This window comes from Nocardia sp. NPDC058244, assembly GCF_042882065.1.
In the GTDB taxonomy this organism is placed as follows: Bacteria; Actinomycetota; Actinomycetes; order Mycobacteriales; family Mycobacteriaceae; genus Nocardia.
In genome coordinates, this window is sequence record NZ_JBHVWX010000005.1 from 279360 (window position 1) to 291632 (window position 12273).

Annotated in this window: 13 protein-coding genes; 5 read left to right on the plus strand and 8 right to left on the minus strand. The window is 69.9% G+C overall.

What is annotated here, in order from left to right; genetic code table 11:
* Window positions 1-2: 2 nt before the first annotated feature.
* From ACFVW6_RS17660 to ACFVW6_RS17695, 8 genes are read right to left on the minus strand one after another with little or no spacing between them, the layout of a single operon-like run.
* Complete coding sequence (locus ACFVW6_RS17660) at window positions 3-959, minus strand: MlaD family protein (RefSeq protein WP_378828721.1); 957 nt, start codon at window positions 957-959, stop codon at window positions 3-5.
* Window positions 956-2023 (minus strand): MlaD family protein, encoded by a 1068-nt coding sequence (locus ACFVW6_RS17665; RefSeq protein ID WP_378828724.1) that lies wholly within the window; start codon window positions 2021-2023, stop codon window positions 956-958. The genes ACFVW6_RS17660 and ACFVW6_RS17665 overlap by 4 nt, the downstream gene beginning before the upstream one ends.
* Complete coding sequence (locus tag ACFVW6_RS17670; RefSeq protein WP_378828726.1) at window positions 2020-3123, minus strand: MlaD family protein; 1104 nt, start codon at window positions 3121-3123, stop codon at window positions 2020-2022. The genes ACFVW6_RS17665 and ACFVW6_RS17670 overlap by 4 nt, the downstream gene beginning before the upstream one ends.
* Window positions 3120-4112 (minus strand): MlaD family protein, encoded by a 993-nt coding sequence (locus ACFVW6_RS17675; RefSeq protein WP_387792110.1) that lies wholly within the window; start codon window positions 4110-4112, stop codon window positions 3120-3122. The genes ACFVW6_RS17670 and ACFVW6_RS17675 overlap by 4 nt, the downstream gene beginning before the upstream one ends.
* 11 nt (window positions 4113-4123) lie before the next feature.
* Window positions 4124-5122: an MlaD family protein gene (locus ACFVW6_RS17680; protein WP_378828730.1), complete on the minus strand. Its 999-nt coding sequence runs from the start codon at window positions 5120-5122 to the stop codon at window positions 4124-4126.
* Entirely contained in the window at window positions 5122-6165 is a 1044-nt protein-coding gene (locus ACFVW6_RS17685; protein ID WP_378828732.1) for an MlaD family protein, read from the minus strand. The genes ACFVW6_RS17680 and ACFVW6_RS17685 overlap by 1 nt, the downstream gene beginning before the upstream one ends.
* Before the next feature lie 4 nt (window positions 6166-6169).
* Window positions 6170-7036, minus strand: coding sequence for an ABC transporter permease (locus tag ACFVW6_RS17690; protein ID WP_378828735.1), 867 nt, complete (start codon window positions 7034-7036; stop codon window positions 6170-6172).
* Window positions 7036-7890, minus strand: a complete 855-nt coding sequence (locus ACFVW6_RS17695) for an MlaE family ABC transporter permease (RefSeq protein ID WP_378829417.1) — start codon at window positions 7888-7890, stop codon at window positions 7036-7038. The genes ACFVW6_RS17690 and ACFVW6_RS17695 overlap by 1 nt, the downstream gene beginning before the upstream one ends.
* 355 nt (window positions 7891-8245) lie before the next feature.
* Between ACFVW6_RS17695 and ACFVW6_RS17700 the strand changes: the two genes are divergently transcribed.
* The 5 genes from ACFVW6_RS17700 to ACFVW6_RS17720 are packed head-to-tail and all read left to right on the plus strand — an operon-like array spanning window position 8246 to window position 12267.
* Window positions 8246-9451, plus strand: coding sequence for a cytochrome P450 (locus tag ACFVW6_RS17700; RefSeq protein WP_378828737.1), 1206 nt, complete (start codon window positions 8246-8248; stop codon window positions 9449-9451).
* Window positions 9451-10254, plus strand: coding sequence for an SDR family oxidoreductase (locus tag ACFVW6_RS17705; protein ID WP_378828740.1), 804 nt, complete (start codon window positions 9451-9453; stop codon window positions 10252-10254). The genes ACFVW6_RS17700 and ACFVW6_RS17705 overlap by 1 nt, the downstream gene beginning before the upstream one ends.
* Window positions 10251-10472, plus strand: coding sequence for a ferredoxin (locus ACFVW6_RS17710; protein ID WP_378828742.1), 222 nt, complete (start codon window positions 10251-10253; stop codon window positions 10470-10472). The genes ACFVW6_RS17705 and ACFVW6_RS17710 overlap by 4 nt, the downstream gene beginning before the upstream one ends.
* Window positions 10472-11023, plus strand: coding sequence for a nuclear transport factor 2 family protein (locus ACFVW6_RS17715; protein WP_378828744.1), 552 nt, complete (start codon window positions 10472-10474; stop codon window positions 11021-11023). Before ACFVW6_RS17710 ends, ACFVW6_RS17715 begins: the two co-directional genes overlap by 1 nt.
* On the plus strand, window positions 11017-12267 hold the full coding sequence (locus ACFVW6_RS17720; protein WP_378828747.1) for a hypothetical protein: 1251 nt from the start codon (window positions 11017-11019) through the stop codon (window positions 12265-12267). The genes ACFVW6_RS17715 and ACFVW6_RS17720 overlap by 7 nt, the downstream gene beginning before the upstream one ends.
* Window positions 12268-12273 lie beyond the last annotated feature (6 nt).

The following is a 12273-nucleotide window of genomic DNA, read 5'->3' on the forward strand; positions in this document are numbered from 1 at the left end:
CGCTATTTGACGGCGATGCGGAAGTGCACCGTGCCGTCGGGGCCCACGCTCTGCAGGGCCTGGTCGATCAGGGTGCCGATGTCGATCGCGGGCGCGCGCCGCACGGCGTCGGTCACCACCGGGCCGAGTATCTGCCCCAGGGGTTCGATGCTCGGCCCGATCTCGGTGATCAGCGCGGTGAGCCGGGCGAGGAACGGGACCAGCCCGTCTCCGGTGACGTAGTCGTCCAGCGGACGGCTCTCGACGAGCGCCGATCCCGACTCGACGATGGCGCTCAGGGTGACGCCGAACTCGCCGAACTTCGGGCCCGCGGCGCCCAAGGACGGCCCCAGCCAGTCCATGTCGCCGCCGAGCGCCTGGATGTCGGCGAACAGCGCCCGGATGAGGTCGGTGCGGCTGAGCAGTGTCGCGGCGAGCAGGTTCGAGGATCGTCGCAGTGTCTGCCGCGCCGCCTCGGTGCCCGCGAGCGCGCGCTCGACAGTGTCCACCAGGTGCGCGATCGCGTCCGGCCGGATCTGTGCGAGCAGTTCGACCAGCTTCGCGGACAGGGCGGTGACGGTCATCGGCAGGTGGATCCGGTGCGCCGGAATCTGCTGTCCGTCTTCGAGATACGGCCCGGCACCGGATTCCGGCACGAACGCCAGGTAGGGCTCCCCCAGCGCCGACAACTGCTCGATCCGGACGGTACTCGACAGCGGGATCCGCGCGCTGCGGTCGATCCGCAATCCCACCCGCACCCCGGTGGCCTGTTTGCGCACCGACTCGACCCGGCCGACCCGGACACCGGCCAACAGCACCGGCGCGTTCGTCGCCAGCCCACTCGCGCTGTCCAGGTTCATCTCGGCGGTGAGGAACTCCCGCCGGGGGTCGATACCGAGCACGCCCACCGACATGTAGCCGACGCCGAGGATCAGGACCACCGCGATCGCCGACAGGGACACCGCCGCACGGAGATTCATCGCACCGCCCCGATCATCCGCAGGGTGTCGACGATGCGCCCGGTGCGTTCCGCCTGCGGGATCGCGGTCGGGCCGGTGAGGCCGACCTCGACCAGGTCCACCTTCGGGCCGCGGGCCGCGAACGGGGCCAGGTCGGTGTTGATCAAGTCGACGAGGGTCTTCATATTCGACGGTGCCGCGGTATCGAGGGGGCTGCTACCGAACAGCACGGGCACCACGGCCCTGGTGGTGTCGTCGAGTGAGGACAGCAGCGGCCCGAGCCATTGCGCGCTGGGGGCGACCGGGCCGAGCGCGGTGAGCACGAAGATGACGCCGATCTGGGCGTTGACCGCGTCGGTGGTGTGGTCGACGCCGTAGGGCGTGAGGAGTTCGTCGAGCATCGGCAGGTTCTGGCGCAGGCCGTCCTCGACCGTGGCTTCCATGCCGTCGAGCAGGGCGTCGACCGAGTCGAGGTGCGCGCCCAGATCCGACAGGTCGGCACCGAGGACACCGGCGATGCGGGCGGTGTCGCGCGGGTTCTCGGGCAGGAGCCCGTTGGCGGTGCGCAGGATGGTCTGGAAATCGGTGACCGCGCCGCTGCCGAGGAAGCTCGACAGTCCGGCCAGGATGTCCTCGATCGGCGGCGACTGGGTGGTATCGGCGAGCGGGATGGTCGCACCGTCGGCCAGCGTGCCCGCGGTGCCGGTGCTCGGCTCGCTCAGCGCGATGTGGACGTCGCCGAGCGGTGTTTCCTGGCGCAGGACGGCGGTGGTGCCCACCGGCAGCCGCACCGATCGGCGGATCTCGACGTCGGCGACCGCGTACCCGGGCCGGGCCGGCCGCTCCGGGGCGACGGCCACCGGGTCGACCAGGGTGACCCCGGTCAGCCTGCCGACCCGGACGCCGGCGGCGATCACCTCGGCGCCCTGCGGCAGGTTCAGCACATCGGCGAACTCGATCCGCAGGTGATAGGCCGGGCCGCCGACACCGGTGCCTGGCACCGGCAGGTCGGCGGGCTGGAACCCGCATCCGGTGCCGGCGAGGGTCATCCCCACTGCCAGCAGACCGCCGAGAACTCGTCTCATCGTGTGCTCACCCCCGCGAGTAGGACCGGCAGTGCCGGTATCGTCACCGTGCCATCGGCCGACGTCGCACAGACCTGCCCGGTGACGGCCTGCACCGCGGCGCAGATTCGCGCCGAGTCCAGCTGGGCCAGTGCGAGTTTCGGTGGCGCGTAGCCGATGGTGAGCTGTCCGCTGACCGGATCGATCGCGCCCGCGAATCCGGTGGCGAGCACGGGCGTCTTCGCGATCACGTCGGCGAGCGAGGAGACACCCGCCGCGATCATCCGGGACAGCTCGGGCACGGAGTCCACCGCGCGCAGCGCGGGCGAGCCGAACATCATGACCACATCGTTGAGCTGGGGCAGCAGCTCGGCCAGCGTGGCGACGATCTGGATGATGGGCGGGAAGGCGATGGTGACGATGTCGTCGAAGGTCTGCGGCAGGCCCGACACCGTGGTCTCCACCTGTGCCCAGCCGTGCCGCGCGCGCTGGGCGAGGGCGCTGAGGGCGTCGAGGAGCTCGCCGATGTGCCCGATGGCGGCGTCGGGTGCCGACAGCGCCCGGCTCAGCGCGAGGATCATGTCGTTGATCTGGTCGCCGGTACCCGCGGTGGCGCGATCGAGCGCGTCGAGTCCGGCGCCGACCGCGGTGCGCTGGGCGGGATCGCCGGCGCCGTCGAGCTGATCGGCCAGACCGGCCAGGGCGTCGAAGGTCTGCGAGAGGCTTTTGGGTGTCAGGGTTTTCGTGATGCACGTGCCCGGGGACAGACCGGGCCCTGCCGGTTCGTCGCCGATGAGGGCGAGCCGCCGGTCGGCGATCAGGGTGTCGCTGACCGTCACCGCCCCCACCTCGAGCGGCAGCCTGCGATCGGCCCGCACGGTGAACTCGACCCGTGCCGACGCCCCGACGACACTGATCCCGGTGACGCGACCGACGGGCACACCGAGAACGGTCACGGCACTGCCCTCGTAGAGGCCGATGCTGTCGGGCATGTCGGCGCAATAGGCGCGCATCGGCGGGTTCGGGGTGCTCAGGCGCAGACCGAGGGCGCCCGCCAGCACCACGACGACCACCACCGCGGCCGACATCAGTCCCCGTGACCCCAGGATCGACTTCGTCAACACGCGCCTCCCGGGAGCGGAATACACACGGCCGGAAGGGTGGCGCCGGAGTGGTCGATCGCGATCCCCCCGCCCTCGGGCAGCAGTGGCGCCAGCAGTTCCTGGAGCGAGCGCACGGCATCCAGCAGCGCACCGAGCCGCCCGCCGAGCTGTTCGAGCGAGGGAATCGCGTCGGCGAGCGGTTGCGCGCGCTGCTTCAGCGAGGCGTCCCAGGCACGACCCAACGGAGTCAGATCCCCCAGCACCACGGCGAGGTCACGCAGGGATTGGGCCACCTGCACCTTGTTGGTCTGGATGATCTGCTCGAGCGTGCCCAGGGTCGTCAGCAGTCGCGCCAGCACGTCGGCGTTGGTGTCGAGCGCGGTCAGGTACTCGTCGGCGATGGCCAGGGTCCGGGAGATGTCGGCGTTCTGTTCGTTCAGGATCTCGACCACATCACCGGCGGCCCGCACCGCCGCGCGCACGGCCTCCGGGCTCCGCTCGAGCGCGGTGGACAACGCCCCCAGGTCCTGGCGGACGACGCCGCCGTCGATCCGGCGCACCGGCTCGATCGCGTCCTGGAACGCCTGGGTCAGGTTGTAGGGCACGATGACTCGCTCCCGGGGGATGACGGCCGCGCCGAGCGGTCGCGTTCCGGCGGGCAGGACGGCGACGTAGTAGCCGCCGACGAAGGTCAGCATGCGGATGTCGAGGGTGGTCTGATCGCCGAGGAACGCGTCCGCGTCGACCGTGAAATCCATCCGGACCCGGTCCGCGAGCAGGGTCAGCGCGCTGACCTTGCCGACCGGGATGCCGGCGATGCGCACATCGTCGCCCGGCCGGACCGCGCCCGCCTGTGCCAGCTCGGCGGTATAGGTCCGCTCGGGCGAGGTCCCGGTGACATACACCGCGCCGATCGCGATCAGCAGCAGCACCGCCGCGCACAGCCCGCCGATCCCCCAGCGCAGATCGGCGGTTCGATCGTCGTGCGCGCGGCGCCGCAAACCCAACCGGCGCATCGTCATCGACGGCACAACACCACCCCCTGCCCGGTCAGCAGCACCCGCAGCGGTTCCGGCACCTCCGCGGTGCCGTGGCTGCACACCAGACCGGGCCCGGTCTGCGGAACGGCCTGCGCCATCGCCTGGATCAGCCCGGGCAGGTCCGCGAACGCGGCCACCGCGTCGTCCGGGTCGGGGAAGGCACGACGCAGGGCGGCGTCGAGATCGCGGTCCCGTTCGCCGGTGACCCCGAGCACGGTGAGCATGCTCCGCAGCGGCTGCAGCACCACCGGGATGCCGGCGGCGAAATCGACCAGGCCGGGCAGTTTCTCGGTGATGGTGACGAACAGGTTGGTCAGATTGGTCAGCAGCCGCATCGCGTTGCCCGACTTCCCGCCGAGGTGATCGGCGACCTGCGCGAGGTTCGCGGCCAGGGTCGACAGGACGGCCTGCCGGTCGGAGGCGTAGCGGCTCAGGGTGTCGATGGCGCCCAGCGCCTGGCCCACCCCCGTGCCGTCGCCCTGGATCACGGCCAGAATGCTGGTCGCGAACCGGTTCAGATCGTCCGGCGACAGCTCGGCCAGGACGGGTTGCAGGCCCTTGAACAATCGGGTGATGTCGAAGTCGGGCACCGTCTCCGCGGTCCCGAAGACCGCGCCCGGATCGCGCGGACGGCCGGGGACCTCGGGTGGGCGGACCTCCAGGTACCGGAATCCGGTGAGATTCTGGTAGCGGATCGCGATCGTGGCGCCCGCGTCGGGCAGGTGGTCCCGGACGACGGTGAACCGAACCCGGGCCAGCGCGCCGTCCAGCTCGACCTCGTCGACCTTGCCGACCTGCACGCCGTGCAGCCGCACGTCGTCACCGTGGCGCAGCCCGTTCGCGTCGGTGAACAATGCTGTGTAGGTGAAGGTTTCGCCGTCGACCGGGCGCTCGATCACCCGGAGCACCCCGACGAGCACCAGGCCCATCGATATGGTCGCCAGGAGCACCCGCAGCAGCAGAGACCGGGTCGTCATCAGCGGCCTCCCGGCAGCAGGGCGGCCAGCGGCCCGGCCAGCCCCGGCACCACGTCGAGGTCGACCGCGGCGCGCAGCACAGGCCCCTGCGGGGTGTCGACGAACGCGGCGCCGAGCCGGTCGAGCAGCTCACCCAACTGCTGCCCGGATCGTTCCGGCGCGCTGATCGAGCCGGTCAGCTGGTCCAGGACGAGGCCGAGCATCGGCAGCAGCCCGCCGAAATACTGCCGCGAGGTACCGAGCAACTCGGTGACGGTCGGCAGCAGCCGGTACTGGATGTCGGAGAACATCCGGCCGAACTTCGCGAGATGGTCCGGCGTGCTGAGGTATTCGTTGGTGTAGTCGGCGTAGAGCAGTGTCAGGCTGCCGGTCAGCATCGGTGGGAGCCCGGTGAGTGCCGAGCCGAACTGCGCGAACAGCTGCGACGGTGGCAGCTGCTGGGTGTCGGCGAAGGACCGCGCGGTCGCGCCGATGGCCTCCAGCAGCGGGCTGAACGCGGCGAGTTCACGGGAGATCGTGGCGAGCAGCTCGGCGAGCCGGGACGTCAGCACCTCGTCGGTGAGCGTGCCGGTGGCGGTCAGCAGAGCCGAGAGGGTGGCGTCGACGACCCGCTCGGCCGCGCGGCCGGTCAGGTCGACCGTCGCGCCCTCGATCAGGGCGGCGCCGCCGGTGCCGGAGTGCAGTTCCAGGGCGCTGATGCCGAAGAGATTGCCCGGCGCGTAGTCGACGCTCAGCGCATCCGAGAGGCCGAACAGCTGAGAATGCCGAAGAGCCAGCGTGATTCGCTGCTGTCCGTAGCCCGCGAAGTCGATCGCCTCGACGGACCCGACCCGCACACCGTCGAGCCGCACCTCGGTCCCCGGTCCGACACCGGCACCCACCCGGCCGACCAGCAGCGCCACCCGGATCTCGTCGTCGGGCCGGTCGCCGGGCAGGGCCTGCCAGGCGGCGAGGGCGAGCAGCGCGACGACGACAGCGAGCGCGCCGAGCAGACGAGCACGCCGCGGCCCGACGTCGGTTCCGGGCAGTGTGTAGGCAGGCATCGCATCACCCGGTGAAGGTCACGGGAGACTGGAATCCCCACAGCAGAATGGTCGCGACCATGTCGAGGGCGATGATCGCCACCAGGCTGGCGCGAATCGCGCGACCCGAGCCGATACCGACACCCTCGGGGCCACCGGTGGCGAAATAGCCCTGGTAGCAATGGATCAGCACGACAGCCACGGCGAACACCATCACCTTCACGGTCGCGGCGAACACGTCCCAGCCCACCACGAATTGGTCGAAGTAGTGGTCGTAGGTCCCCGACGGAGTGCCGTGGATCGTGGTGACGATCAGCGCGCACGAGGTATAGCTCAGGATCAGCGCGACGACGAAAGCCGGTGCCACCGCGATGATCCCGGCGATCACCCGGGTGGTCACCACGAACGGCACCGACCGGATGCCGAGCGATTCGAGCGCGTCGATCTCCTCGGCGATGCGCATGGACCCGATCTCGGCGGTCATCCGGCACCCGGCCTGCGCCGCGAAGCCGATCCCGGCCGCGATCGGCGCGAGTTCACGGGTCACGCCGAAAGCCGAGATCAGGCCACTGAGCTGGCCCAGCGACAGCAGATTCAGCGCGCTGAAGGCCTCGATCCCGATGGAGGCGCCCATGGCCGCGCCGAGCAGCAGCATCAGCGGCACCACCCCGCCGCCGATGATCACCGAGCCGCGGCCCCAGGTCATATCCGTCACCATGGTGACGGTCTGACGGCGGTAGCGCAGCAGGGTGTACGGGACCGAAGAGATGACCTGCCAGGCGAATCCGAGGACGAACCCCAGGGCGTCGACCGGGCCGAGCGGGTGCCATCGGCCGCGCCGCAGGCGTCCGACCCAGCGCAGCCCGGGGGGATGGTACGGAGCCGCCGTCATCACGCCATCCTGACCGGGAAGAACATGGTGACCACCTGGGTGATCACGGTGTTCAGGACGACGGCCGCCGCGATGGACATCACGACCGCGGCATTGACACCGTCGGCCACGCCACGCGGCCCACCCGTGGCCTCGAGCCCGCGCTGACAGGCGATGACCACGACCAGGAAGCCGAAGATCAGCGCCTTGACCAGCGAGACCCACAGGTCGATCGGTGTCGTGAAGGCGCCGAACGAGGACCAGTAGCTGCCCGGCGTCACGTTCAGCGCCGACACCGCGACCACGAAGCCGGACGCGACGCCGATGAAGATGATGAGGATATTGAGCAGCGGCGCCACCAGCATCATCGCCGCGATGCGCGGCACGACCAGCCGCTGCACCGGATCGACCCCCATCACCCGCAGCGCGTCGACCTCCTCGCGGATGGTGCGGGCGCCCAGGTCGGCGGCGATGGCGGCGGCGCCCGCCCCGCCGAGCAGCATGGCGGTGGCCATCGGCGCGCCCTGCTTGATGACGCCGAGCCCGCCCGCGGCGCCGATCATCGAATCGGCGCCGAGTTCGGAGACGATATTGCCGACTTGCGCGGAAACGATGACGCCGAACGGAATGGCCATCAAAATGCTCGGCACCGCGGTGACCCGGATCAGAAACCAAGCCTGGGCGAGCGTTTCGTGGACCTGGAATCGCCACCGGAGCGCGTCCGCGGTGCCGATGGCCACCGCGCTCGCACCGATACGCAATGCGCGTCCGAGGGTGGCCACGCTGGAAAGGACGGTGCGCGAGAAATTCCGCCGCAGGATCTGCCCGGCCCCCACCTGTTCCGGCTCGGGGAATTCCAGGCCACCGGCCCCCATCGCACCGCCGCCGGCCGGTGCGACTTCGCCGTCTACGCGTGCCATGCGGGTGACCGTACCATATGATCTAGACCACATTCCAGACACTGTTCCAGATTGCTGACCAGCTCTCGGCCGAGGCCGAGCGGGCAGCTGCCGCACTCGACCTGTTGATTCGAAAATGTTCATTACCAGCGCCTTTGGCACTCTCCCCCGATGCGGACCACCCTCCCTCGAGACCCGATCGTCCGCGAAACCGTTGTGCCGGGTGCGCGTCGGTGATACCGTCCAGACACATGTCCAGCTACGTGTCTCTCTCGGGTCGCAACCGTCCCGACGCTGTCGGAGACCGCCGATCGGAACCGGGGTGTTCGCGATGACCAGCGCCGCTGTGGAGCCCGTGTATTTCGATCCGTACGACTATCGATTCCACGAGGATCCGTATCCGACGTATCACCGATTGCGTACCGAGGCGCCGCTTTACCACAATCCGGATCTCGATTTCTGGGCGCTGTCGCGGCATTCCGATGTCATCGCGGCTTTCCGCGACAACACTCGGCTCTCCAGCGCCAACGGCGTTTCCCTCGACCCGGCGGCATGGGGACCGCACGCGCATCGGGTGATGTCGTTCCTGGCCATGGACGATCCCCGGCATATGCGTATGCGCAGGCTCGTCTACAAGGGATTCACGCCGAAACGGGTCGCCGAGATGGAGGACCGGATCCGGCAGATCACGCTCGAACATCTCGAGCCCGCCCTCGCGCGGGGACGCTTCGACTGGATCGACGACGTCGCGGGCAAGCTGCCGATGGACGTCATCTCCGAACTCATGGGCGTCCCGGAACCGGACCGCGCCGAGATCCGGCGGCTGGCCGATCTGGTGGTGCACCGGGAGGAAGGCGTCCTCGATGTGCCCGCCGACGCGATCGACGCCTCGATCCGACTGTTCGGGTACTACGCCGACCTGGTCGCCCAGCGCCGGGCCGCCCCCGGGGACGACCTCACCTCGGCCCTGCTCGATGCCGAGATCGACGACGACACCCTCACCGACGAGGAGATCATCGGGTTCATGTTCCTGATGGTCGTCGCCGGAAACGAAACCACCACAAAGCTTCTGGGCAATGCCCTCTACTGGGCCGGGGTCGACCCCGGCGAGTACGCCAAGGTCGCCGCCGACCCCGACCTGGTCACGGACTGGGTGGAGGAGACGCTGCGCTACGACACCTCGAGCCAGCTCGTCGCCCGCACCGCGGCGGTCGACCTCGAGTACCACGGCACCACCATCCCGGCCGGGGCCAAGGTGCTGTTGCTGATCGGCGCCGCCAACCGGGATCCGGCGGCCTTCGCCGACGGCGACAACTACCGGATCGACCGCAACGACGGCGGCACGCTGGCGAGTTTCGGTGCGGGCGTGCACTTCTGCCTCGGCGCGCATCTGGCCCGGCTCGAGGCGAGCATCGTGCTCGGCGAGTTCGCGCGGCGGGTGGCCGCCTACGAGATCGACCCGCAGGGCATCGAACGCGTGCATTCGACCAATGTCCGTGGCTTCGCCAAACTCCCCATCACAGTAGAGGTCCGCTAGTGCCCCGATTCGAACCGAACCCCGAACGCAGGCCCGCGCTGGTGGCGGGCGCCTCCTCCGGCATCGGCGCCGCGACGGCCGTCGCCCTGGCCGCGCTCGGCCATCCGGTCGCCCTCGGCGCGCGCCGGGTACAGCGGTGCGAAGACCTCGCCGCCAAGATCCGCGCCGACGGTGGCGAAGCCTTCGCCCATCCTCTCGACGTCACCGATCCCGGATCCGTGGACGCGTTCGTGACCGCCGCCGAAAGCGCGCTCGGACCGACCGAGATCCTCGTCTCCGGCGCGGGCGACATCGAATTCGCGCTGGTCGGCGAAATGGACCCGGAACGCTTCCTGCACCAGGTGCAGGTGCATCTGGTCGGCGCGCAACGCCTGATCCACCGGGTGCTGCCCGGGATGACGGCCCGGCGCCGCGGCGATCTCGTGGTGATCAGTTCCGACTGCGCGGACAACCCACGTCCCCGCAGCGGCGCGTACAGCGCGGCCAAGAACGGCCTCGAGGCGATGGTCGGACAGCTGCGCATGGAGCTCGAAGGCAGCGGAATCCGGGCCTCGCTGGTGCGTCCCGGCCCGACGCTGACCGGGATGGGCATGGACTCCACCCCCGAAATCGTCGGACCGCTGCTACAGGACTGGAAGGACTGGGGCTTCGCCCGGCATCCGTACATGCTGCGCCCCGAACACCTGGCCGACGCGGTCGCCACGGTGGTCTCGGTGCCGCGCGGCGCCCACATGGTGCTGGTCGAGGTGCAGCCGGAGGCGCCGTTGCGCCCGCTGCCCGCCGAGGGCGGGAGTCCGTCATGAGAATCGTGGTCGACGCGGACCTGTGCCAAGGGCACGGCGTATGCCAGGACGAGGCACCCGCGGTCTTCACCGTGCCCAAGCGCGGCACGGTCCAGATCACCGATCCCACCCCCGCCCCGTCGGAACACAGTGCCGTCCAGGCCGCGATCCGCTGGTGTCCCACCCGGGCGTTGTCGATCACCGACGACGCCGACTCCCCCTCGAAAGGCACGGACTGATGGCAGGTTTCGAGCGCACCGAACTCGACGAGATGGTGCGGCGCTGGGTCGTGGAGAACCAGCGGTGCGAGGAGAAGGGCGACTGGAAGCCGCTCGCCGACATGTACACCATCGACGCGACCTACGGCTGGAACTACGGCCCGAAACAGGAATTCATGGCGGTGGGCCGCGAGGAGATCCGCGAGCTGGCCCTCGGCCAGGAGATGGCCGGGCTCGAGGGCTGGACCTATCCGTATCAGGAGTTCGTCGTCGACGATCGCAGCGGCACCGTCATCGGGTTCTGGAAGCAGATCAACGAGGGTACCCGCGCCGACGGGCGCCCCTACTCGCCCGAGGGCATCGGCGGCAGCTGGTTCCGCTACGGTGGCGACTTCCAGTGGTCGTGGCAGCGCGATTTCTTCGACTTCGGCAATGTCTCCGCGATGTTCCTCGACATGATCACCGATCGGGCGCTCTCGCCCGGCATGCAGAAACGCATCGAACGTTCGGTGTCGGGTGACCCGCTGCCGGGCTGGTACCGCGTCGGCGAATCGCCCGCCTCCCTGTGGTGACGCCCGTGAGCAGATATGACGAGCTCTCCCGGGACCAGCTGGCCGCGCTGGTCCCGGAGCTGCTGCTGACCGGTCATCTCATCGACCGCTCCGGCATGGCGCACACCATCGCCGCCTTCGGCCGGGCCGGGATGACCGAGGTCGCGATCGAGGAGTGGCAGCTGGCCAGTCCCGTCTACACCCGGCGCATGCGGCGCGCGCTGGGCATCACCGGCGACGGGGTGGAGACGATCTTCAAAGGGCTGCAACTCGATATCGGCGCACCACCGCAGTTCATGGACTTCCGCTTCCGCGTCGACGACCACGATCACGGGGAGTTCTGGCTCGATCACTGTGGCGCGCTGGCCGATGTCGAGCCGATGGGCGAGGAATTCGTGGTCGCCATGTGCCACGACATCGAGGACCCCACCTTCGACGCGACGGCGCTGGCCACCAATCCGCACGCCCAGGTGCGGCCGATCCACCGGCCGCCCCGGGTGCCCGCCGACCGCACGCCGGTCTGCGCGTGGACGGTCGTCATCGATCCGTCCCATGTGCCGCCCGCCGTCCCCCGCCATGCCGCGATCGTGGCGAACTCGGCGGCGGCGCGACTGGAACTGGCCCCGATCGACCCGGCCGAGGAGGGCATGTCCGACTACGCCGGACCACTGCTCAGCGATCTGCGTTTCACCGATTTCTCCCCTTCGGCGCTGCGCCGGCTGGCCGACGAGATCTGCGTGCAGCAGCACCTGCTGACGCTGGGCTTCCTGATCGCGATCCGGGAACGCACCGACCCGGCGACAGCGGTCGAGATCGGACGGAAACAGCTCGCCGGGATCGCCGGACTCACCTCCGAACGGATCGGCCGCTGCCTGGCACCGGGCGACGATCCGGACGCGCTCGCCACGGTGATGCGGGTCCATCCCGCCCTGAACCCGCTGAGCTACACCGGCATCGACATCACCGTCTCGGGTTCCGGTGTGCGCGTGCGCTTTCCGTCGGCAAGTCCGGCCATGGCCGACGGCGCGTGGCCCGCCCTGCTGACTCCGGCGGATCTACGCCCCCTCGATGCCCTGATCCGGGGCGTCAATCCACGGTTCGTCGCGCGGGTCGGCGCGGTGGACGAGCACGGCTGGACCGCCGAGATCGAGCTGGCCGAGCAGCCGTTCCGGGAAGCGTCCGAGGTGGCCGTGACCCGCTTCAGCACCGGCGCCGGCTTCGCCTTCGCCGACCGCGGGAAACCGTTGCCGCTCACCGTCGTGTGAGCGGAC

Bases quoted from the DNA above. Each gene is read 5' to 3' on its own strand.
- ACFVW6_RS17660 (WP_378828721.1), bottom strand. From the start codon at position 959: ATGAATCTCCGTGCGGCGGTGTCCCTGTCGGCGATCGCGGTGGTCCTG.
- ACFVW6_RS17665 (WP_378828724.1), bottom strand. From the start codon at position 2,023: ATGAGACGAGTTCTCGGCGGTCTGCTGGCAGTGGGGATGACCCTCGCC.
- ACFVW6_RS17680 (WP_378828730.1), bottom strand. From the start codon at position 5,122: ATGACGACCCGGTCTCTGCTGCTGCGGGTGCTCCTGGCGACCATATCG.
- ACFVW6_RS17685 (WP_378828732.1), bottom strand. From the start codon at position 6,165: ATGCCTGCCTACACACTGCCCGGAACCGACGTCGGGCCGCGGCGTGCT.
- ACFVW6_RS17690 (WP_378828735.1), bottom strand. From the start codon at position 7,036: ATGACGGCGGCTCCGTACCATCCCCCCGGGCTGCGCTGGGTCGGACGC.
- ACFVW6_RS17695 (WP_378829417.1), bottom strand. From the start codon at position 7,890: ATGGGGGCCGGTGGCCTGGAATTCCCCGAGCCGGAACAGGTGGGGGCC.
- ACFVW6_RS17700 (WP_378828737.1), top strand. From the start codon at position 8,246: ATGACCAGCGCCGCTGTGGAGCCCGTGTATTTCGATCCGTACGACTAT.
- ACFVW6_RS17710 (WP_378828742.1), top strand. From the start codon at position 10,251: ATGAGAATCGTGGTCGACGCGGACCTGTGCCAAGGGCACGGCGTATGC.
- ACFVW6_RS17715 (WP_378828744.1), top strand. From the start codon at position 10,472: ATGGCAGGTTTCGAGCGCACCGAACTCGACGAGATGGTGCGGCGCTGG.